The 22,204-nt window shown below is 68.4% G+C and carries 18 protein-coding genes; 10 read left to right on the top strand and 8 right to left on the bottom strand.

Going from position 1 to position 22,204, the window contains the following annotated elements:
• Positions 1 to 172: 172 nt before the first annotated feature.
• Positions 173 to 1,528, bottom strand: a complete 1,356-nt coding sequence (locus tag TA3x_RS14570) for an efflux RND transporter periplasmic adaptor subunit (protein WP_435015376.1) — start codon at positions 1,526 to 1,528, stop codon at positions 173 to 175.
• A 245-nt stretch (positions 1,529 to 1,773) separates the two neighbouring features.
• Positions 1,774 to 2,304 carry a hypothetical protein gene (locus TA3x_RS14565; RefSeq protein ID WP_435015375.1) on the bottom strand — a complete coding sequence of 177 codons (531 nt, stop codon included), beginning with the start codon at positions 2,302 to 2,304 and terminating at the stop codon, positions 1,774 to 1,776.
• 359 nt (positions 2,305 to 2,663) lie between these two features.
• Here TA3x_RS14565 and TA3x_RS14560 point away from each other — a divergent pair, with 359 nt between their 5' ends.
• The 6 genes from TA3x_RS14560 to TA3x_RS14535 all read left to right on the top strand — a co-directional run bounded on the left by TA3x_RS14560 (position 2,664) and on the right by TA3x_RS14535 (position 11,275).
• The gene (locus tag TA3x_RS14560; protein WP_435015374.1) at positions 2,664 to 3,470 is read left to right on the top strand and encodes a 3-keto-disaccharide hydrolase; all 807 of its coding nucleotides are present in this window, start codon (positions 2,664 to 2,666) and stop codon (positions 3,468 to 3,470) included.
• Positions 3,471 to 3,536: 66 nt separating this feature from the next.
• Positions 3,537 to 4,514, top strand: a complete 978-nt coding sequence (locus tag TA3x_RS14555; protein WP_435015373.1) for a bile acid:sodium symporter family protein — start codon at positions 3,537 to 3,539, stop codon at positions 4,512 to 4,514.
• A gap of 336 nt (positions 4,515 to 4,850) precedes the next feature.
• The gene (locus tag TA3x_RS14550) at positions 4,851 to 6,338 is read left to right on the top strand and encodes a hypothetical protein (protein ID WP_435015372.1); all 1,488 of its coding nucleotides are present in this window, start codon (positions 4,851 to 4,853) and stop codon (positions 6,336 to 6,338) included.
• 101 nt (positions 6,339 to 6,439) lie between these two features.
• Positions 6,440 to 8,329 carry an ArnT family glycosyltransferase gene (locus TA3x_RS14545; RefSeq protein ID WP_435015371.1) on the top strand — a complete coding sequence of 630 codons (1,890 nt, stop codon included), beginning with the start codon at positions 6,440 to 6,442 and terminating at the stop codon, positions 8,327 to 8,329.
• Between the two features lie 312 nt (positions 8,330 to 8,641).
• Positions 8,642 to 9,202 (top strand): hypothetical protein, encoded by a 561-nt coding sequence (locus tag TA3x_RS14540; RefSeq protein WP_435015370.1) that lies wholly within the window; start codon positions 8,642 to 8,644, stop codon positions 9,200 to 9,202.
• Positions 9,203 to 9,298: 96 nt separating this feature from the next.
• Entirely contained in the window at positions 9,299 to 11,275 is a 1,977-nt protein-coding gene (locus tag TA3x_RS14535) for a DUF4394 domain-containing protein (protein ID WP_435015369.1), read from the top strand.
• Between the two features lie 48 nt (positions 11,276 to 11,323).
• On the opposite strand, the gene TA3x_RS14530 is transcribed toward TA3x_RS14535, so the two are convergent.
• From TA3x_RS14530 to TA3x_RS14510, 5 genes are all read right to left on the bottom strand, one after another.
• Positions 11,324 to 12,730, bottom strand: coding sequence for a sigma 54-interacting transcriptional regulator (locus TA3x_RS14530; RefSeq protein ID WP_435015368.1), 1,407 nt, complete (start codon positions 12,728 to 12,730; stop codon positions 11,324 to 11,326).
• A gap of 467 nt (positions 12,731 to 13,197) precedes the next feature.
• Positions 13,198 to 14,343: a glycosyltransferase gene (locus TA3x_RS14525; RefSeq protein ID WP_435015367.1), complete on the bottom strand. Its 1,146-nt coding sequence runs from the start codon at positions 14,341 to 14,343 to the stop codon at positions 13,198 to 13,200.
• Entirely contained in the window at positions 14,327 to 15,496 is a 1,170-nt protein-coding gene (locus tag TA3x_RS14520) for a glycosyltransferase family 4 protein (protein WP_435015366.1), read from the bottom strand. Before TA3x_RS14520 ends, TA3x_RS14525 begins: the two co-directional genes overlap by 17 nt.
• Positions 15,497 to 15,507: 11 nt before the next feature.
• A complete protein-coding gene (gene hpt, locus TA3x_RS14515; protein WP_435015365.1) occupies positions 15,508 to 16,062 on the bottom strand; it encodes a hypoxanthine phosphoribosyltransferase in 555 nt (184 codons plus the stop codon).
• 117 nt (positions 16,063 to 16,179) lie between these two features.
• Positions 16,180 to 16,818 carry a hypothetical protein gene (locus tag TA3x_RS14510; RefSeq protein ID WP_435015364.1) on the bottom strand — a complete coding sequence of 213 codons (639 nt, stop codon included), beginning with the start codon at positions 16,816 to 16,818 and terminating at the stop codon, positions 16,180 to 16,182.
• 323 nt (positions 16,819 to 17,141) lie between these two features.
• Between TA3x_RS14510 and TA3x_RS14505 the strand changes: the two genes are divergently transcribed.
• The 4 genes from TA3x_RS14505 (at position 17,142) to TA3x_RS14490 (ending at position 20,769) form a co-directional block, all read left to right on the top strand.
• Entirely contained in the window at positions 17,142 to 17,750 is a 609-nt protein-coding gene (locus TA3x_RS14505; RefSeq protein WP_435015363.1) for an RNA polymerase sigma factor, read from the top strand.
• Between the two features lie 61 nt (positions 17,751 to 17,811).
• The gene (locus tag TA3x_RS14500; RefSeq protein WP_435015362.1) at positions 17,812 to 18,375 is read left to right on the top strand and encodes a hypothetical protein; all 564 of its coding nucleotides are present in this window, start codon (positions 17,812 to 17,814) and stop codon (positions 18,373 to 18,375) included.
• Positions 18,376 to 18,404: 29 nt separating this feature from the next.
• On the top strand, positions 18,405 to 18,851 hold the full coding sequence (locus TA3x_RS14495) for a hypothetical protein (protein ID WP_435015361.1): 447 nt from the start codon (positions 18,405 to 18,407) through the stop codon (positions 18,849 to 18,851).
• Positions 18,852 to 19,281: 430 nt separating this feature from the next.
• Positions 19,282 to 20,769 (top strand): glycoside hydrolase family 10 protein, encoded by a 1,488-nt coding sequence (locus TA3x_RS14490; RefSeq protein WP_435015360.1) that lies wholly within the window; start codon positions 19,282 to 19,284, stop codon positions 20,767 to 20,769.
• 21 nt (positions 20,770 to 20,790) lie between these two features.
• Here TA3x_RS14490 and glgC read toward each other — a convergent pair whose 3' ends face one another.
• Complete coding sequence (glgC, locus tag TA3x_RS14485; RefSeq protein ID WP_435015359.1) at positions 20,791 to 22,086, bottom strand: glucose-1-phosphate adenylyltransferase; 1,296 nt, start codon at positions 22,084 to 22,086, stop codon at positions 20,791 to 20,793.
• Between the last annotated feature and the right edge of the window lie 118 nt (positions 22,087 to 22,204).

Below are 22,204 nucleotides of genomic sequence, written 5' to 3'. Positions count from 1 at the left end.
TGCGTCGACTCCTCCGGCCTGCGGGGAGTTTCTTTACCCGCATCACCATCCTTGTCAGGTTTCCTCCGGTTTGCCCGCGCCTCGGATTTTGGACGGCCCCGGATCGATCCTCGCATCATCCGCGTGATTCCGCCTGGAGGGACAGTGCGATTCGGGGGGTTAGGGAACGCCGTCAGCCCGGCGTCCCGCCGAAGTGGGGGAGGAGGACATACTCCCCTTCTTCCAGCCCCTCCGTGACTTGCAGGAGATCCGTGGTCGCCTGACCGATGGTGATCGGACGCACTTCCGACCCGCCCTGGACCGCGACGCGGCAGGTCTGGCGGCCGTCGACCATCGACATCGCCTCGATCGGGATGACCAGGGCGTCGGGCACCCGGCCCGTGTCGAAGATCACGTCGGCCGACATCAGCGGCAGGACACCGACCGGGGGCTCGTCGAAGGTCACCCGGACGACGTAATGACGCAACGTCTCGTCCCACTCCTTCCAGTTCTCGATCGGGAACATGCTCTTGCCGGCCACCCGGCCGGGATAGATCCGGTCGGGCCGGGCCCAGACCCGGATCTTGACCGGCGTGCCGATTCGGACCCGCGAGCCCACCGTCTCGTGGATCGAGACGTCGATCTCGGTCTTGCCGTCGTCGGGCATCGTGAGGAGGTCCTGGCCCTGGCGGACCTTGCTGCCGGGTTCGAGCGGGTCGAGGGTCCAGCGGCTCCGGGCGTTGGCCCGCAGGACGATGCCGTCGCGGGGGGCGAGGATCGTGCACTTCTCCTCCGATCGGCGGAGGTCGGCGAGACGCCCCTCGCGTGACTGGAGCTTTTCCCGGGCCACCTGGAGTTCGGTGCGGGCCGTATCGATCTTCCCCTTCAGGCCGAGCGTCTCCTTCGGGACGCTGTAACGCTGGAAGACTTCGGATTCGATCTCGACCTTGCGGAGGTCGTGTTCCAGCTTCGCGCGGCGCTGCCGTTCGTTGGCTACCTCGTCGCGGGAGAGATAGCCCTTGAGGAGCATCTCCTCGGCCCAGACGAGGCGGTCGGCCTGGCGTTCGAGGTCCGAGCGTTTGAGGGCGGCCTTCCCCCGGAAATCCTGCGTCTTCTTGCGGATCAACCCGTCCTCGTATTCGCGCAGGCCGACGAGGGCGACGTCCAGGTTCAACTCGGCCTGCTGGAACTCGGCGCGGGCCTGATCGATGGAGATCCTCTGGAGCCGGATCGCCTCCACGACGGCCGACCCGTCGATCCGGCAGATGACATCCCCCTTCTTCACCGGGGCACCGTTCTCGGCCAGGGTCAGGATCGTCATCGGCCCGCCCCGGGCCATGTCCTCGACCTCGCAGGTCAGGGTGGTCAGCCCGGCGGGCTGGAGGTCGCCCCCGGCGAGCAGGGTCGTCGCCAGGTCGACGCGCCTCACCATCGCCCAGTCTCCCGCATCGGCGGGGGGGCGGGCACGCAGCACCCGCCCGAAGGCGATGGCGGCCAGGGCCATCGCGACCAGCGTGAACAACCCGGCGAACCAGGGCAGGCGTTTCATGCGAGGGCATCCCAATGATTCATCACGGGAAGATCCGAGAGAGGGGCGGATGGGCCCCGGATCTTACTATGACAAATGTACCAAGGGATCATCGCAGATCGTTGGGCGTGCTGGCAAGCCTCCAGTCCGGGCTTTCGGCCGGTCGGCGGCCGCCGATCCGTCCGGGACGCTCCTCGGGCCTCGTTCCGAGGTCGAAGCCCGAGCGATCGTCCCGGCGAGACGGCGGTCGATGGGATGCTCCGGCCTCAGCCGACCGTGGCGTTGAGGTTCAGCGAGTAGGTGGCGGTGCCCGACACCGGGGCCGTGGGGGACTTCGCCCGCAGGACGCTCTTGGCGAAGGCGGCGGAGGCCGTGCCCGACCCCTGGATCGTCGAATAGATCCCGGTGCCGCCCACGACCGTGGCGTCGAGGATGATGCGGGCCTTGGGGATCTTGCCCACCGAATCCTGGCTGGTCAGGGCCAGGGTGATGCTCCCTCGCTTGTTGACCAGACGGACCGTGCCGGTGATCTGCGGCGAGGTGGCGGGGCGGAACCCGCCCACGTCGATCGAGCCGACGAGCTTGATCGGGCCCTGGACGTTGCCGTTCCCGTTCAGGTTGACCCGGAGCGGCACGTCGGCCGCGCGGCGGTCCACGCCCGCCTGGTAACGGCCCTGGATCCGGCCGGCGATGACGATCGGCGTGGCGGCCAGCGGGGCGACCTCGGCCACGCTCATCATGGCACGGGGTTCCAGGCCGCTCACGCCGGGCCGGAAGGCCTTCGATTTCGGTTTCATGTCGGCTCGCTCATTGGGTGTCGATGCTGGATCGTCGCGGACTCGCCTCCTCGATGGCGCCGGATGTCCGAATGCCATCGTCGAAGGCGGTTGTCAATGATATCCTCCCAGATCGTCGCCGCAATATGGGTAATTGGGATAATCCTTGATGGTTAGAGGAAGGTATCTCTCAGAGGTCATCTCGAACCCGATCGTGATGAGGGCGCCCGGCGGGACGACCGTTGCGCCCACGGCGATGCCTCGTGGTGGGTGGGGGTCGCGGGTGCTACGATGTTCGCCAAGGGGCCGAGGGCCGGGACGGTCGGGCGTGGGTCGCGCCCCCGTGCGGCCGGGGATCATGCCTCCGGGAGCGATCGATCATGAAGATTTCACGCTGGGCGGCCGTCGGATTGTCTTGCCTCGCCCTGTCCGGTGCGGTCGCTCGGGGCGCCGATGGGCCGGATCCGGCCGCGTCGAAGGACGGTTGGAAGAGCCTGTTCAATGGCAAGGACCTCGAAGGCTGGACGCCCAAGATCACCGGCTACCCTCTCGGCGAGAACTATGCGGATACGTTCCGCGTCGAGGACGGGCTCCTGAAGGTCCGCTACGACAAGTACACCAAGTTCGACCGCAAATTCGGCCACCTGTTCTACAAGGACAAGTTCTCCAACTATCGCCTCCGCATCGAGTACCGGTTCGTCGGGGATCAGTGCCCGGGCGGGGAGGGCTGGGCCACGCGGAATAGCGGGGTGATGCTCCATTGCCAGGCGCCCGAGACGATGCGGCAGGACCAGGACTTCCCGGTGTCGATCGAGGTGCAGTTCCTGGGCGGGCTCACCGACAAGCCCCGCGCCACCTGCAACGCCTGCACCCCCGGCACGAACGTGGTGGTGGGCGGGAAGCTGGAGAAGACCCACACGATCAACTCCCACGCCAAGACCTATGGCGGCGACCAGTGGGTCACCATCGAGGTCGAGGTCCGCGGGAACGACGTGATCAAGCACATCATCGACGGCGAGACCGTGCTCGAATACGAGAAGCCCCAGCTCGACGAGCGCGACAAGGACGCCAAGGAGCTGATCCGCAAGGGGGCCGACCTGATGCTCAAGGACGGGTTCATCTCCCTCCAGTCCGAGAGCCATCCGATCGACTTCCGCCGGGTCGAGATCCAGATGATCGAGCCCTGAGCCTAGGACCGGGCCGTCGCCGCGCGGCGATCAACGATCGGATCGAATCGGGAAGATGGGATGTCGATGAAGTTCGATTGGTTCCTCGCGGGGATCGCGGTGGCGACGGGCCTGGCCTGGCTGTTCCCCGAGCCGGGTGCGGACGGGGGATGGCTCCACCCCGAGTTGCTGACCAAGGCCGGGGTGGCCCTGATCTTCTTCCTGCACGGCATCGCCCTGGCCCCCTCGGCGCTGAAGGCCGGGGCCCTGCGCTGGCCGGTCCACCTGGTCATCCAGGGGGCCACCTTCCTGGCGTTCCCGCTGCTCGGCCTCGCCCTGATCCGAGCGTCGCGGGGTTGGATGTCGCCCGATCTCGGCCTCGGATTCTTCTACCTGTGCGCCCTGCCCTCCACGGTCTCCTCCTCGGTCGCGATGACGGCCGCGGCCCGGGGGAGCGTGCCGGTGGCCATCTTCAACGCCACCCTGTCGAGCCTGCTCGGGGTGGTCCTGACGCCGCTCTGGATCGGCTGGTTCCTCACCGAAGGGGGGCACGCCCCCCCGATGGGGAAGGTGCTGCTCGACCTCACCCTCTGGCTCGTCCTGCCGCTGGCGGTCGGGCAGTCGCTCCGGCCCTGGCTGGGCGCCTGGGCGGGCCGGAATAAGAAAGCCATCGGACTGGTCGATCGGGGGACGATCCTCCTGCTGGTCTACACGTCCTTCTGCGATTCGGTCGAGCGTGGCGTGTGGACCGGCCAGGGCACCGGGACGATCGTCGCGGTTTTCGCGGGGACCTCCCTGATCCTGGCGATCATGCTCGTCGGGATGGCCTGCGCCTGCCGGGCGCTGGGCTTCCCCCCGGGCGACCGCACGGCGGCGATCTTCTGCGGGTCCAAGAAGACCCTCGCGTCCGGCGTGCCGATGGCCCACCTGATCTTCGGCCCACGCCCCGAACTGGGCCTGATCCTCCTCCCGATCATGGTCTACCACCCGATCCAGCTGGTCGTCTGCGGGATGCTGGCCTCCTCCTGGGGGCGGCCCCGGGCCGAGGAGGGGCCGGAAGCATGACGACTCCTGGATGTCATGAAGTGATCCACATCAATGGTTTGCGGATCGGCTTCCGCGAGGCCTTCGGCCCTTGCTTCTTCGCGCCACCGGCCCCATGATAAGCGATGGCCACGTCCGGGCCATCCGTCCCGACCCGGCCCGATCTTCGATGGGTCGCGCCGGCCCTGGCGCCATTTTAGGCGGAAGGCCGGCTGCGAAGATCGATCCCCCCGCTCGGGTCATCGTTTCGAGGCGCCGAAAGATCATTCGGGGGGTACGCCACCGTCGGCTCGTCGAATGAGCCGCGAGGCCATCCGCCCGAATCTTCGAATCCCTCTCTGATGCCGAGACATTCCGATGACGTCCACGCTCGAACGCCTCGCCGAACTCGTCCGCCAGGCCGAGGCCCGGGCGAGGGCTAAGCGCCTCGGGGGGGAGGTGCGACTGGCCGGCGACGTCCTGTCCGCGGCGCAGGCCCGCGCCGAGGCGGCGCAGGTCCGGGTCCGGGAAGAACGGCCGATCTGCCTTCGGGATTTGAAGGAGGCCGGCGACGAGGCCAAGCTCCTCCACGAGATGACGATCAAGCTGGCCCAGTGCAAGACCTTCGTCAGCCCGGACGACGAGGCCGAGCGGCTGATCCAGCAGGCCCGGGCCGAGATCGAGGCGAAGCGCATCGCGGCGCAGAAGGCTCTCGACGCGATCGTGGCCGAGGCGGCGGAGGCCCAGAAGTCCTTGCAGGCCGCCCTGGCCCGCTACCAGGAACTCCGCCGCGAGCTGGACCGGCTGCTCCCGCACGAGGCCGCCCAGTTCGAGGAGACCGACCGGAAGGTCCCCGGCATCATCCGCCTGGTCCCCTCCGGCCAGATCCCGGAGCTGATCGCCGAGATCGACGACGGGACGACCCATTTCGGATTCCTGGACGCCCGCGAGCAGAAGGCCCAGCTCATGATCTGGATCGGGCGGCTGCGCCGCCTCCAGGAGCTGAACTTTGCGGAGTCGGGCGAGGAAGTCGCGGCGATGGAGCTGGTCTTCCGCCGACTGGTCGGCCTGTCGAAGCAGTACATGCCCGGCTACATCGACGCCTTCCAGGAAGGCTATGCCGCCGACTGGGAGCAATACATCGTCGATGCCCAGGAACTCTTCCGGCTGGCCGCCGAATCGGCACGCCGCGACCGCGAGGCGAAGGCCCAGCGCGAGGAGGCCGCCCAGCGCGAGGAGGAGCGGAAGCGTGTGGCCCGCGAATCGTATCGGGAGGCCTTCGTCTCGCTCCGCGCCACGATCCTGGCGCACGACCTGCCCCGGACGGGGGTCGAGGAGTTCTTGGCCATCCTGGCCCGCGTCGTCAGCCTGGGCGGTGCCTCCGAACCCGAGCTGCTCGAACTGGTCCGGCCGTACCGGGAATTGATCGGCGGTGGCGACTTCCGCGCCCTCCGCAAGCACCTGGACCGGATCCGGGGGGACGAGACCAAGGTCGAGGAAGAGGCCGCCCTGCGGGCGCGGCACGGCGAGCTGATCGCCCAGACCCGGGATCGCCGGGCCCTGATCATCGGCGGGGCGGCCCGGGAGGAGGCCAGGAAGTCGCTCCTCCTGTTCTTCGAGTTCAAGGAACTGGAGTGGGAACCCTACGAATCGAGCCGGCCGGCCCTGCTCCGGTCGCTGGAGCAGCGGGTCCGCAACCAGGGCGTCGACCTGATCCTGATCCTCAAGGAATTCGTGTCGCACGCGGTGCCCGAACGCCTGCGGCCGCTCTGCGAGGAGTCCGGCATCGCCTGCGTGATGGTCGAGCACGGCTATGGGGCCCATCAGATCGCCGAGGCGCTCCGGCCCCTGGGCCGGCCCGGCTGAGGCCGCCCTCGATCGGCCTACGCGCCCGGGGGGGAATCTGCTAGCCTCGCCCCCGGCTGGTGGAAGGATTCCCGAGGCTCACGGAAGGAGCCCGTCGCCGCATGGATACGATCGTGACGCCGAGGCGAGGGATGGACGGCCGGATCGGCCTGGATGCGCCGGGGACGCCGGGGCGGCCCCTGCTCCGCCCCGCCCCGCGGTCGGCGATGTTCTTCCCCCTGGTCGTGCTGATGGCCGTCCTGCCGGGCCTGTACGCGCTGAACTGGTGGAACCTGACGCCGCCCGGCCCCTGGTGGGGGCTGCGGGGGCTCGCCGTGCTGGATGGCTGGTTCCTGGACCAGACGCCGGCGGCCGATTCGCTCCGGCCGGCCCTGGAATCCCGGGCCTTCCGAGCCGTGGCGCTGCAACCGCCCCTGTATGCCTGGCTGGAGGCCCTGGGCCTCTCGCTGGGGCATGCCCGCGCCCCGTGGGCGACGGTCATGCCCAGCTACATCGCCGGCGCGGCGATCGTCCTGCTGGTCTACTGGCACGGCCGGCTCTGGCGGGGCCCCGGCGTGGGCCTGGCCGCGGCCATGCTGACGGCCTTCAACCCCCACATCCTGATCCAGATGAAGGTGGCGTCGCCGGCGACGCTGGCCCTGGCGGCGACGCTGACCTCGCTCTATTGCTACGGCCGCCATCTCCAGCTCGGCCCCTCGCCGTCGCGATTCTTCGTCTGCGGGGGCGGGGCCGCCTGGATCCTGGCCGGCGGCGTCTCGCTGGGACTATCCCTGCTCGCGATGGGAGGGGTCGGCCTGCTCTGCGTCCCGGTGGTGGTGCTCCATCAGACCTACCTCCGGTCCGGCCTCGCCCCGGTCGAGCGTGCCGAGCGTCCCTGGTACGGCTGGTGGAACAACCCGAGCCTGGTGGCCGGCGCGGTCGCGTTGGTCATCGGGCTGGTGATCGCCGCCCCCTGGTATGGCCTGATGTACGCCGCCCACGGCCGCGAGTTCCTCGGATCCCTGCTCGTCCCGCCCGACCCCCTGGGTTGGGAACGCCCCGCCCTGCTCAGCCGCCTCAACGACCTGGCCCCGGCGACCCTGCCCCTGGGCCTGTTCGCGGTCGCCCGGGCGATCCGCGAGGCCCTGGTCTCGGACGGCGATGATCGCGGGACGGTGGGGGGCATCCTTTGGGTGGTGTGGCTGGCCGTGGCCGCGCTGGCCCCGGCCGCCTGGGTCGGCGGGCCTCAGACGGCGATGGGCCTGTTCCTGCTCGTGCCTCTCAACCTCCTCGCGGCGCAGGCCATGAGCGACCTGGCCGGCCGCCGCGCCCCGGTGCGGGCCCTGAGCTGGCTGGCCCCGGCCACCGCCGTGTCGGTGGCCTGGTGGGTGAGCGGAGAGTTGCGGGGGGCCGTCATCGGGCTGACCCACGGGCATGTCGGGCTGCGATCTGCGCTGGGCCTCCACCTCGCCGTCGACCTCCTGATCGTCGTCGTCTGGTTGTCCCGGGGCCTCGACCGCTGGGCCCGCCGCCGGGACGTCCGCCAGAGGCGGGTCCTGGCCAGTTTCCTGGGCGTCGTCCTGGTGACCACCCTCGCGGATGGGCTACGCGAGGTCACCTTCCGACACTTCGAGACCCGCGAGTTGATGAACCTCCGGTCGTCGGTGCTGATGCGCCACCGGGTCCGCCCGTTCCGTTCCATCCTCGTGGTCGGCCCCGACTTCGACCGGCCGTTGATCGCCGGGCCCACGCCGGGCGGGCGATTGCGGTTCGTCCTCCGGTCGACCTTACCCGGCGTCCCCGAACTGGACCTGACCAGCTCGGAGCAACTCCTCGGCGTGACCGAGGCCGAGGAACCGCGCCTGGTCGTCCTGGTCGGCGAGGCCCATCGGCTCTCGTATGCTGCCCAGTCGCAGCTCGGCCTGGAGTCGATCCATCCGGGACGCCTGGGATTGCTGGACGCCTTCGCGAGCACGGTCGAATCGCCAAGGTCGAAATCCGCGCTGCGATAGGACCGTTGCGATCGCTCAAATCGGAGTCATCCGACCTGGACTCTTGTGCGTCACCTCTGTCTTTCGGTACACTCCTGAACGTCGATCGGGAGTGCTGCCGTACGCAGGGGGCGACCAGATGCAGACCCGGAACCCGGTCCGGTTTGATACGTCGGGGGCGTCGCGGGACGACGCGACGAGCATCCGTGAGGTCTGCTTGATCGGCAACGCCGACCGCCGCTATGTCTTCACGGGTTTGGCCCCGCGACCGCGGCGGGCCGGGTTCACCCGATGCGATCCCATCGAAGACCGCCCGCGAATGGCCACCCGGCGATGATCGGGCAATCGACGCCGTCGGCCCGCCTGCTCATCGACCGGGTCCAGCGTGCCAAAATCCTCCTGGATGTGGCGCTCGCCGACTTCGAGATGGCCGAATCCACCCTCGGCCCGGGCCATGCCTCGACCTGGCACTATCGCGAGGCGCTGACGCAGGCCCGAACCGCCTGGGATCGCCTTCGGGCCGAGTTCGGCGGGGCCGTGCTTGAACGCGAACTGGTCCAATCGCCGGTCGCCGTGATCCGGCTCCGTGACGAGAATCGCCGGCCTCACCGGATCCGGCTCATCACCATCCAGGGACGGACCTATGGGGTCGAGCCGATCCCGGGGTCCGAGGCCGCGCCGGGCCTCTGGCGATTCCAGAGGCTGAACCCACGCCTGGAGTTCGGGCCATACTATGCGGCCCGCCTCGCGGATGGGACGACCCAATGCGATTGCGCGGAGTGGGCCTATCGAGAAGATTCCCCCGCCGACATCCCATGTAAACACATCTTCGCCCTCTTGCACCTGGGATGGCTGGCCGCAGACGATCGCCGAATGGGGAATTTGACGAGCTAATGGGGGATTGGTAGCCTGGGTTGGGATTTTGGATTGAGGAGATTTTTCTCGGTCCGATGACTCTCCATCATCACCCTCCTGTTCCCGGGATCCACCATGAGCCACACCCCTTCGAGTTCGAGACGCACGAATCGCGCTCACCGTCGTCCGTTCGCCGCAAAGGTCGAGGGGCTGGAGAACCGGCAACTCCTCGCGACCATCATCGGCCTGACCACCGATAGCGAGTTGATCCGGTTCGACAGTTCGACCCCGGGCGTAGTGTCGGCCCCGCTGCCGATCTCGGGGTTGCAGTCGGGCGAATCCCTGCTCGGTATCGATTTCCGGCCTGCGACGCTCACACTTTATGGCCTGGGCAGCACGGGTCGCCTTTATGGCGTCAATCCGACGACGGGCGTGGCCACGCAGGTCGGATCCGGCACCTTCTCGACGCCCCTGGCGGGCACGCAGTTCGGCATCGACTTCAACCCGACCGTGGACAGGTTGCGGGTGGACAGCAACTCGGGGCAGAATCTCCGGGTCAATCCCAATGACGGCACGCTGATCGTCGATGGGAATCTCGCCTACGCCGCCGGGGACTCCGGCGCCGGGATCGCCCCCCAGGTGGCCTCGGTGGCGTATTCCGACAGCTACAGCGGGGCGACGACGACCCGGCTGTATGTGATCGACACCGGGCGCGACGTCCTGGCGATCCAGAACCCGGCCAATGCCGGCACCCTGACCACCGTCGGCCCGCTCGGCGCCGATGCGTCGGGGCCTATCGGCTTCGACATCGTCGGGAGCTTCAGCCCCGAGATCAACACCGCCTACGCCACCGCGACCGACGCATCGGGCGGGACCGCGCTGTTCCAGATCAACCTGACGACCGGGGCGGCGACCGCCGTCGGGGTGGTCGGCGACGGGACCACCACGGTCCGCGACATCGCGATTTCCCAGCAGGTCGAGACCTTCTTCAGCATCTCGAACGGCGGCAGGTCGCTCATCACGACCACGTCCTATTCCCCGACCGTGCCGGTCAGCACGACCCCGTTCACTGGGCTCCAGGCGGGCGAATCGATCATCGGGATCGATGTCCGGCCGGCCAACGGCCTGGTCTACGGCCTCAGCTCGCTGGGGCGGCTGCTCACGATCGACCCGCTCACCGCGAACCTGACCCAGGTCGGCAGCGGCCCGATCACCCCGGCCCTCTCGGGCACCACCTTCGGCATCGACTTCAACCCGACCGTGGATCGCCTGCGGATCGTCAGCAACACCGGCCAGAACCTCCGGGTGAACCCGAACGACGCCACGGCGATCGTCGACGGGACCCTCGCCTACGCCGCCGGTGATCCCGGCGAGGGGATCACCCCGCAGATCGCCGAGGTGGCCTACACCAACAGCTTCGCCGGCTCCAATGCCACGATGCTCTACGGCATCGACATCGGACGCGACGTCCTGGTGCTCCAGAACCCGGCGAACGCCGGCACCCTGACCACCGTCGGTTCCCTCGGGCGGGACGTCACGCGGGTCATCGGCTTCGACATCGCCGCGACCTACAACGTGGCGTTCGCCGCGGTGACGGTCGCCGGTTCGACGACGCCGCAACTCCTGACGATCAACCTCGCCACCGGCGCGACGACCCTGGTCGGGCCGACCGTCGGGGGCGATGCCTTCGTCGGGCCGACCGCCGGGCTCCCCGGCGCCGCGTTGACCTTGCCGCCCGTCCTGACGAGCATCGTCACCTACGGCTCGGGCAACAAGCCGACGACGATCGTCCTGAACTTCAACAAGCCGCTCGATCCGGCGTCCGCCGAGAACCTGGCGAATTACCGCATCGTCTCCTTCGACCGCAGGGGTCGTCGGATCGGCACCGTCAAGCTCAAGTCGGCGACCTACGACGCCGCCTCGAATACGGTCGTCCTCATCCCGACCAGGAAGTCGTTGCGGCTGAATCAGCCCTACAACCTGACGATCCTGGGCGGCACCTCGGGCGTGACCGACCTGGCATCCACCCCGATCTCGGCGACCAGCGTCGTCACGGGCTTCAATCGCCGCAATATCGGCGGGTCGGTCTATCCGGGCCCGACCGTCGCCTGAATGGGCTCGGCCTGGCCCATCGCCCCGGCCCGAGCCGAGGGCGAAGGGTCAGGCCGCATCGCCGTCCGATTTGCTCCCGCCCTGATCCCGGGCGGGCCTCTCCATCAGGCCATATTCATACATTTTCTTGTAGAGCGTCATCCGGCTGATGCCCAGCTCGCGGGCGGCGTAGAGCCGGACGTTGCCGTGCTTGCGCAACGCCTCGACGATCCGGGACTGTTCCGCATCCCGCTTGGCATCGGCCAGGGTGGCCGGGCCGGGGCTCCCGGCATGATTCGGGTGGGACCGCGACGCGGGCGGGGATTTCAGGCGGAGGTCTTCCAGGAGGATGGTCGGGGTCAGGCCGAGGACGACCGCCCGCTCCAGGATGTTGCGGAGTTCCCGGACGTTCCCCGGCCAGTCGTGCCGCAGCAGGGCCTCGAGGGCATCCGGGGCGATCCCCTCGACCTCGCGTCCGCACCTCTCGGCGAATTCGATCACGAACCGGGCGGTCAGCCCCGGGATCTCTTCGATCCGCTGCCGGAGCGGCGGGAGCATGATCTCGATGACGTTGATGCGATAATACAGGTCGGATCGGAACCGGCCGGCGGCGACCTCCAGGTCGAGGGGCCGGCTGCTGGTGGCGATCACCCGGGCCCGCATCGGCACGGGATCGTTCGACCCCAGCGGCTCGAAGATCCCCGACTCGATCGCATGGAGGAGCTTCCCCTGGAGGCCGGGGGAGAGCGAATCGATGTCGTCGATCAGGATCGTGCCGTCCTGGACCTCGGCGAACTTGCCGACCTGGACGCGGTCGGTCCCCATCGCGGCGGAGCGGACCTGGCCCAGCATCTCCACCTCGGTGGCCGCGGGCGAGAGCGCCTTGCAGTTGAGGGTCACAAAAGGGCGGCCGCAGCGATGCGACGCCTCGTGGATCAGACGGGCCGCCCGCGATTTCCCCGATCCCAGCTCGCCGGCCAGCAGGACCGTCGCGTCGATCGGGGCCACGCGCCGGATCTGATCGACGACCCTCGCCCCGGCCGGGGACATGATCTCGGCCTGGTCGCGGAAGCGGATCGCCGCGGTCGTGATCGGGCCGATCGGCATCCTCGCCAGCGACGCGGCCCGGGAGGCCAGAAAGCTCGTTGGGCCGGGGTGGGGGACGAACTCGGCCGCACCGGCCTGCATCACCTCGCGGGCCATCTCCTCCCGATCCTCCGAACCGACGAGGAGGGTGGACGCCGACGGCGAGGTGTTCGTGATCCGACGGACCACGTCCTTCAACCTGGCGATGTCGGTCTCATCCGAGATCTCGGCGATCAGGAGGCGAAAATCCCCGCGGCCGGCGTGGGACAGCGAATCATCCAGGTGGCCGATGGAGACCGAACGGAGAAGATCGATCGAATCGATCGCCCCGGCGATGTCGCCGGCCAGGCGCGCGTCTTTGCAGTAGATGAGGGCGTAAGATTCGGACATTTGCAAGTGTCCGGGAAGAAAGGTCGGGTGGTTCGGATCCCCATCGGTCTCGCCGCTACGCGAGGAGCCTCGGCAGGCGGCCGCTAGGGTCCTGGGCACCGTCAACCTGAGATAAGTCGAAGCCGAAGACGGCGCCTGATGATGCGGAGAACATCATGGACTGGAGGAAACGCCGGCTCATCGAAGGGACGGGATTGTCGCTGCGTTCCAGATTCGATCGCAAAGATCGCATTGGACGGTCTCATTGAACCACTTGGGTGGTAAATCCGCAAGCAAAGACCCCGGGGAATGGGGGAAGCTCCGCGCGATTCTGTCGGTAATGTTTCAATTAAGTGGAAAGCCGCTTCAATTTGACAACCCGGAGGTGTCAGTTTGCCGGGACACGCCCGCCGTCATGTCGTCCATCTTGTTGACATGAGCCCATTGCAAACGATCGCATTGATGATCGTCAATGCTTTTTTCGGGGATTAATGCACGGGCCGATCTTTCGCCCGGGCGATCTCCTCGTAGAGATCGGCGAAACTACCGATCATCCGGGAGGCACCGAATGAGGTTTCGACCCGCGTCCGGCCGGCTTCCGCGAGGCGACGACCCAGGCCGGGCTCCTCGATCACCCGGCGCATGGCCTGGGCCAGTAAGGGCGGATTGCGCACGGGCACAAGCAGGCCGGTCTGCCCGTCGACGATCAATTCCGTGGTCCCGGGCGCGGCGGTGGCGACGACGGGGACCCGGAACCGCATCGCTTCCAGCACCACGTTCGGCAGCCCTTCATACAGGCTGGGGAGGACGAGCAGGTCCGCGCAGGCGAGGAGGGTCGGCACATCCTCGCGATGGCCGAGGAAGCGGACCTTGTGATCGACGTCGAGCTTGAAGGCGTGGGCCATCGATACCAGTTTCCCCCGCAGGGGCCCGTCCCCCACGATCAAGGTGCGCAGGTCGGGCCGGACGTGCTGGAGGAGGTCGAGCGCCGCGATCAGGTCGCCCACCCCCTTCTGCTCGGCGAGACGGCCCGCGTACAGGATCAGTGGGGCATCGAGGGGCAGCCCGAGGCTCGCGCGGACGGCGGCCCGATCGATGGCCGGCGGTTCCTCGTCGCCGATTCCCGAGGCGATCATCGTCAGCCGCTCGGGGGGGATGCCCGCCTCGCGATAGAAGTCGACCACCGCCTCGGAATTCCCCACGACGCGATCGGTGTGCTTCGCCAGCCAGCGGTCGACGGCCAGCTCGCGACGGCTTTTCCAGAGGTCCACGGCCATCTCGGAGGTGATGACCACGGGGACCCCTGCCATCCTCGCCGCGACCCGCCCGTAGACGTCGGCGGCGAAGATCCAGGTATGGACGACATCGAACCGGCCTTTCTTGACCAGGCGGGCCAGCTTCGCCAGGGCGAATGGGTCGAGCTTGAGCCGCTTGCCGATCGTGGTCACCGGGATGCCGGCCGAGGCCAGGTCGGCCGCGAGCGGGCCGGATCGGGTCAGGGCGGCGACCTCGACCCGGAATCGGTCGCGGGGGAGCCCGGTCGCCAGGAGGGCCATCTGCTTCTCGGCCCCGGACCGGTCGAGTGTGGGGATCACCTGGAGGACGTTCAGCACGGTCTCAACCCTCGCGACCACGGGATGCGTCGGTGATCTTCGCGTCGGCGACTGCCCGCCCGGCGTCTCGACCCCCTGCCCGATCGGCGATCACCGACCGGAAAAGGTCCAGGTGCCGTTCGGCCACGGCCGCGATCGAATACTGCTGGATGGCCCGGAGCCGAGCGGCCTCCGCCATCGCCATCGACCCTTCGGGGTCGGCCCATCGTTCCAGCATCGCCCGGGCGAGATCCTCGGGATCATCGGGGCGGGCGAGGCGGCCGTGGACCCGGTCAGTGACCAGGGCACGATTGCCGGGGATGGCCGAGGCGACCAGCGGCAGGCCCAGGGCCATCGCCTCCAGCAACGCGATGCTCATCCCCTCCTCGCGCGAGGGGAGGACGAACAGGTCGCAATGGCGGAGGATCGAAGCCGGATCATCCGATGCACCAGTCAATGCGATGTGTGGCCCCAGCCCCAGCCGGGCGATCTCCGCTTCGAGCCCGACCCGTTCGGGGCCTTCCCCGATCAGGGTCAGGCGGGCTTCGGGACGTTTCAACAGCACGAGCGGCCAGGCCCGGATCAGGACGTCGAGCCCCTTCTCCGGGGCCAGGCGGCCGACGAATGCCGCGTGGATCGGGGCGTCACCCGGGCTCGGCGTCCAGGGACGCTCCGGGATCGGCACGCCGTTGGGCAGGTCATGGATCTTGCCGGGGTCGTAGCCGGCGGCGATGAGTTCGGCCCTCACGGCACCGGAGATCGACACGACGGCATCGGCCGTGAGGCAGCGTCGACCGATCACCGATCCGAAGCGGCCCCACCTCTGCCATGCCAGGTCGCCCGTCGCCCCGGCCCCTTCCGGCCGGAGGACCACCGGGAAGCCGTGTTTCCGACCGGCCCCGATGGTCACGTACGCGTCGTGCTTGAGCATCGAGACGTAGGCCAGGTCGACCCGCTCCCGCGCGAACCAGCGGGCCATCGCCCGCATGTATTGCCAGGTGCCGAGGAACCTGATCCCGGAGGTGGGCAATCGGACGACGCGAACGCCGTGCGGATCCGGCCCTTCGGACGCCGGCAGCCCGGGGACGTGGGAGGTGAGCACCGTCACGCCCGCCCCCGCCTCGGCCAGCGCCCGCGCCAGGTAGCTCAGGATGCGTTCCGCCCCCCCGATGGCGGGGGGAAAGCGGCGGGTCACCAGGGCCACCTTCATGACACGACGGGGAATTCGCCGGTATCCACCAGGTTGGGCGGGAGGCTCGGGAGGATGGCGACGTGGGGCAGGTGGCGATAATCGTCGTCGAAGTCGAGGCCATAGCCGACCACGAACGCATCGGGGATGGTGAATCCGCAATAGTCGGGCTCGATGGCCACTTCCTGGCGGCCGACCTTGCGGAGCAGGACGGCGGTCCGGACGCTCGTCGCTCCCCGGTCGGCCATCCGATGGACCAAGGTGGCGAGGGTGTGGCCGGTGTCCAGGATGTCGTCGAGCAGCAGGACGTCGCGTCCCTGGACATCGGGGGCGAACGACTCGTTGATGATCAGGGCGCCGGCCTGGGTGGTCGCCCCCTTGTAGCTGCTCGCCTGGATCAGGGCCACGCGGAGGGGGATCCCGATCTCGCGGATCAGGTCGGCCAGCACGATCAGGCTGCCGGTCAACACCGCGACGATGGTGAGGGGCTTCCCCTGATAATCCGCCTCGATCTGCCTTCCGAGGTCGCGGATCCGCTCGCGGATCTGGGACTCGGTGATCAGGATTTCCACGGCGAAACGGCCCCGGCGAAGACGCCGAACGGCCGAGCACCCCGGGGGTGACGGCCGGATTCGGCTCGTGTTGGAGGTCGGCCCATCATGACCGACCGCAGGCCCGATGCCAAGGGGTCAGGCCGCCTGGGGGATCCGCCGGCCGCGGCGACGGGCCCGGGACCCGACGAGGCCGACGCCCGCCAGGGCGGACCAGAGGGCCAGCGTGGCCGGCTCGGGGGTGTTGACCGTCGATCCTTCGCCGTTCTGCGAGGAGGGGACGACCAGGCCGAGGCTCTTGACCTGGATGTATTCCAGGCCGCTGATCGGCGTGAGGGTCGGTGCCGGCCCGGTGTAGCTCGGGTCCGTGGCCATGGTGAAGGTGAGGACGTCCGAGCCGTCCGTCTTGAACCCGGGCCCGCTGAACAGGAAGCCCAGGGCACGCTGGGTCAGGGCCACCGGCGGGACGGCCGTCGGGTCGGAGTCGTCGGCGAAGGCGGAGCTGGCCTGGCCTGGCTTATAATTCAGGACGTCGAAGGCCCCCTTGCTATCCAGCGTGTCGATCTGGATCGGGTTTTCCGTCGAATCGACGTCGGGGGATTCCGGGGGCGTCACGTAGAAGGCCGCCTGCGTCAGGCTGCTGGCGGTGCCCGTCGGGGCGTTGACGGCGGTGATCTGGTACTTGTAGACGCCCGAGCCCAGGGCCGGTGTCGATAGCGCGAGGAGCGCCAGGAGCGGAGTCATCATGCCCATGAGGGCGGTGCGGCGGCGCAACACGGCGTCTCTCCTCCTTGAAACGATGCCTGGCGGGTCGGCCCAGGCGCGACCCCGAGTCCCCGGCCATCGTGGCCGGGCGAGGACTCGTCATCCCTACGTGATCTTGGGGAGTGTTCGTCCGAGGTGTGACGTCCGCAAGTCGGGGCGAGGCCCGAGGCGAACGGGGGCATTTTGCCCGGGTTGCCCCGACCGGTCAATCCCAGGTTGTTTGCAACTTGAGGGGAATTTCGACAATCCGATCGGGTCGGTTCCGCTGGGATGGGTCCGGGCCGCCCATCGAATAAGATGACACCGGGCCGCGTCTGTTGCTCTCAGGGGTGTCCATGATCGAGGGTTCCATCGCCGGACTGATGTCCGATGACATCCTGGTCGAACGCGGCCGGCACGGGGACCGCGACGCGCTGGAAGAGCTGTTCCGTCGCCACTGGACGGTCGCCTACCGCGTGGCCTCCCGGCTCCTCGGGCATGAGCAGGACGCCCAGGATGCGACGCAAGACTGCATGATCAAGGCCCTCTCGCACCTGAAGGACTTCGACGGCCGGAGCGGTTTCCGGACCTGGTTGCTGCGGATCGTGACCAACGCGTCGATCGACTCGGGGCGGAGGCGCAAGAGGAGGCCGCTTCTGGGGCTGGGCCACAAGCCGGACGAGGCATCGGGCGAGGCCGAAGGCGGCCCCCTCCCGATGGAGCCGTCCTGCCAGCACGACCCGTCCAGCGAGATGCGCCGCCGCGATCTCCGCGAGATCCTCGACCGGGCCCTCGCCCGGCTGGCGCCCAATCAACGGCAAGCGTTCGTCCTGTTCGCCGAGGGGGGATTGAGCTATGAAGAGATCGCCGAGGTCCAGGACGTGCCGATCGGGACGGTGATGAGCCGGTTGTTCTATGCCAGGTCCAAATTGCAAAAATTCATGGCCGGGGTGGATGGCCTTTGACACGAAACGGCCCGGGACGATCGCCGCCCCGGACCCGATGGTTTCCGCGATGGGGGGGTGCGTGATGCGATGCGAACAGGCCGGCCGGGAGATCGCAACCACGCCGGTGGGAGGTCCTGCCTCGGAGGAACTGATGGCCCACCTGGCGGCCTGCCCGGCCTGCTCGGCGTCGTCCGAGGAGGCCGCGCGGTTCGACCGCGCGTGGGCGGAAAGCCGGTTCGACGACCTTTCGCCGGTGGCGCTGGATCGGGCCTGGATGGAAGTGGCCCGGAACCTGGATCGGGCGGAACTGCCGCCGGTCATCGAGATGCCCGCCCGGCCCCGGGGGCGCTGGATTCGCCTGGCGATCGGCCTCGCCTCGGCCGCCGCCCTCATCGGGCCGTACTTCTCCATGGCCCGGCCGGATCCCGTCGCCGAGGCGCCTCGGCCGCAACCCAGCCCGGTCGCCAAGGCGTTGCCTCGGATCGAGATCAACCTCGACGAGACGGTGCTGGTCCGACTCGACCCCGAGGGGCCGCGTGTCGTGGTGATGGACGACCCGTCCACGAACCCGGAATCGTTCCCGTCGCTGGCCGACGCCACCCCTCATGACGTGATGAACGCCATGGAAAGCCTGGCCCAATGAGCGTGGCGTCCCGTCGGAGAATCTCGGCCTTGTCCCCGGCCATCCTGGTGATGGCCGGGCTCCTATCGTCCTTCGGGGGGCCGGCGCATGGCCAGATGATCCCCGCGCGGCAGATCACCGTGTTCGGCGTCCTCGCCACCCCAGGGGGCAGCGGGGCCGACCCGAAGCTGGCCCCGGTCCTCCCCCAGCTCCGCCGCTTGCTGCCGAATCACGGCTTTAAGCTGATCAAGATCGAGAGCCAGCGGGCCATGGCCGGGCAATCGGTGGCCTGCGACCTGGGGGACGGCTTCGTCGCCTCGGCGCAGTTGGTCGAGGCCTTGGACCTGAACGGCAAGGTCCAGATGCGTTTCAATCTCGCGCAGCAGGGCGCGTCGCAATTCCAGACGGTGGTGACGACCCCGCCGGACCAGGTCATGTTCTGCGACAAGATGCTGCCGAACGGGTCCCGGCTCTTGATCGGGCTGGGCGCCCGCTGATCGCGGGCCATCGCCGCGGGGTCAATGCATCGAGCCGCGCCGACCGGCGGTTCCGACCCCTCGCCGAACGAGGGCGGTCGCCGGCCGGAGCGGCCGATGACGACGTCCATCTCCTGAATGCCTCCCGGATCGCCGGAGATACCGACGAGCCGAAATGCCCGGGCGGATGCCGCTTTGATTCCGAATTCGATCGGTCGGCGTGCTGACCTCCGCGTCCATCCTTGGTCGCCGAGGCGTCGCGAGCGGATCCTCTTCAACCATCCTTGGTCGATTCGAGGCTCCTTCCGACACCCTTATCTATCGGCGTCCGTGGGGCGAACCATGAGGATTCTCGCCGGAGGGTGGGACTCGACTCGCCCCGAGTCCCACGTTTAGGATATTCGGAGATGGCCGGAACGTCTGGCCGGCCTGGACCAAGAGGATCCGATTCGTGATTGCCCACCTGCTTTGCCTGGCAACGCTGGCGGCGGCCCCCGCCCCGCCCGATGCCCCGCCCATCCCTCGCGAGTTCCGCGCCGTCTGGGTCGCGACGGTCGAGAACATCGACTGGCCGACGAAGCCCGGCCTCCCGGTCGCCACCCAGAAGGCCGAGGCCATCGCCATCCTCGACTCGGCCGCGCGGCTGAACCTCAATGCCGTCGTGCTGCAGGTCCGCACGGCCGCCGATGCCCTATACGACTCGCCCATCGAGCCCTGGTCCCACTACCTGACCGGCAAGCAGGGCCAGGCGCCCGAGCCGTACTACGACCCCCTCCAATTCTGGATCGAGGAGGCCCATCGGCGCGGATTGACCCTCCACGCGTGGCTCAACCCGTTCCGCTCCAAGATCGCCGGGGCCCGCTACGAGGACGCAGCGTCGCACGTCGACAAGGCCCGCCCCGACCTGGCCAAGGCCTACGGGACGATGCGGTGGATGGACCCGGGCGAGCCCGACGCCTTCGATCAGACGCTCCGCGTGGTCGCCGACCTGGCGAAGCGGTACGACCTCGACGGCCTCCATATCGATGATTACTTCTATCCCTATCCGATTGCCGACCCCGCCCGCCCCGGCCAGGAACTCCCCTTCCCCGACGATCCGAGCTGGAAGAAGGCCCAGGAGGCCGGATACAAGGGCGAGCGGAACGATTGGAGGCGCGGCAACATCAACCGGCTGATCCGGGCGATGGCCGAGAAGATCCGCGCCGAGCGGCCGACCGCCCTGTTCGGGATCAGCCCGTTCGGCATCCCCCGCCCCGGCCAGCCGGAAGGGGTGAAGGGCTTCGATCAGTACGACAAGCTCTATGCCGACGCCGTCCTGTGGCTGAAGGAGGGCTGGTGCGACTACATCGCCCCCCAGCTCTACTGGAAGGTCGATTCCCCGGGTCAGCCGTTCCGCCCGCTCCTGAACTACTGGATCGAGCAGAACACCCACAAGCGCCACGTCTGGCCGGGACTGTCGAGCAGCCGGGTCGGGACCGGCGAGAAGAGCTACCGGCCCGACGAGATCTTCCGCCAGATCGAGATCATCCGCGAGACGCCCGGCGCCACGGGGAACATCCTGTTCAGCCAGAAGTCCCTGCGGCCCGGCCCCACGCAGTTCGCCGACAAGCTGGTCGAGGGCCTCTATCGCGAGCCCGCCATCATCCCGACGAGTCCGTGGCTCGGCTCGAAGCCCCCTGAAAAGCCGAAGGTCCTCACGACCTTCAACGGAGGGAATCCCGCCTTCAAGCCCTTGCCCTCGGCGACCCCTCCGTTTGTCTGGGTCATCCAGATCCGCCGCGGCGAGGCGTGGGAGACCCTGGTGAGGCCCTACGGCGGCGAGTCCCAGGGGTTCGGGGCCATCGATGCCGCCGGGATTCAACGGATGGTGGTCACGGCCGTCGATCGCCTCGGGAATGCCAGCGAGCCCACGATCGTGGAGCTGGAGGCCAAGCCCTGAGGCGATCGCCTTCGGCCGCCTTCAGTCCTTGAACCGTTCGAGGTCTTCGGCCTTGGCGACGACCGTGACGCCATCATCCGTCACGGTCAGCCCCCGCGCCAGGTCGAAGGCCCGGTCGTAGCCGATCTCGACGTTCGGCGGGACGCGGACATCCTTGTCGATGATGGCGCGGCGGATCCGGGAATGGCGGCCGATGTCCACGCCGTCGAACAGGATCGAATCCTCGATCAGCGCATAGCTGTGGATCCGGACGCCGGGCGACAGGATCGAGCGGAAGACCTGGCCGCCCGAGACGATGGACCCCTGGCAGACGATCGAGTCGTAGGCGGCCCCGCGCCGGCCCGCCTCGGCGTGGACGAACTTGGGCGGGGGCATCGCCGGCTGGTAGGTGTGGATCGGCCAGTCGCGATCGTACAGGTTCAGGATCGGGTCGGTGGAGATCAGGTCCATGCTGGTCTGGTAGTAGGCGTCCAGCGTCCCCACGTCGCGCCAGTAGGCGGCCTGCTTGCGATTCTCGTCGCGGAAGGGATAGGCGAAGACGCGAGAGCCCTTCAGCATCGCCGGGATGATGTCGTGGCCGAAGTCGTGGCGGCTCTCGTCCTTCCGCGCGGCGTCCCGGAACAGCTGCTCGTACATCACGTCGGTGGCGAAGACATAGATGCCCATCGATGCCAGGACGGTGTCGGGATGGCCCGGGATGGTGGGTGCGTCGGGGGATTTCTCGATGAAGTCGAGGACCCGGCCGCTCGCATCCACGCTCAGGACGCCGAGCTCCCGCGACAACTCCCTGGGGGCCGGCTGGCAGGCGATGGTCAGGTCCGCCCGGTTCTTGCGGTGGAACCCGATCATGTCCGCATAATTCATCTTGTAGATGTGATCGCCGGCCAGGATCAGGGTGTCGCGCGGGGCCGCCTTCTCGATCGTGTAGACGTTCTGGTAGATCGCGTCGGCGGTCCCCTGATACCAGTGGTCGGCGATCCTCTGCTGGGGGGGGATGACCTCGACGTACTCATCGAGCTCGCGCGAGAGGAACTTCCAGCCCTGGTCGATGTGCCGATTCAGGCTCACGGCCTTGTACTGGGTCAGGACCAGGATCTTGCGGAGGTCGGAGTTGATGCAATTGGACAGGGTGAAGTCGATGATCCGATAGATGCCGCCGAACGGCACGGCGGGCTTGGCACGGTCTCGGGTCAGGGGCTCCAGGCGGGCCCCTCGGCCACCCGCCAGGACGATGGCCAGAACATCGCGATGCACCTGATCTCGCCTCCGGTTCCTTGGGACGGCACGAGGACGGGCCCCGCCGCCGTCGTTGGTCACTTTGGCCGGGCGGTCCGCCCGCGGGCGGGACGCCGCCCGGCCGCTCCCCCGCCGTTAGTATGTCAGAAGTTTCGCCGGATGGGGCAATTCTCGGGCCCGGGCCCATCCAATTGGTCGT

It is taken from the genome of Tundrisphaera macrotermitis (genome assembly GCF_051175315.1).
GTDB lineage: Bacteria > Planctomycetota > Planctomycetia > Isosphaerales > Isosphaeraceae > Tundrisphaera.
This window is presented reverse-complemented; position numbering and strand designations above follow the sequence as displayed.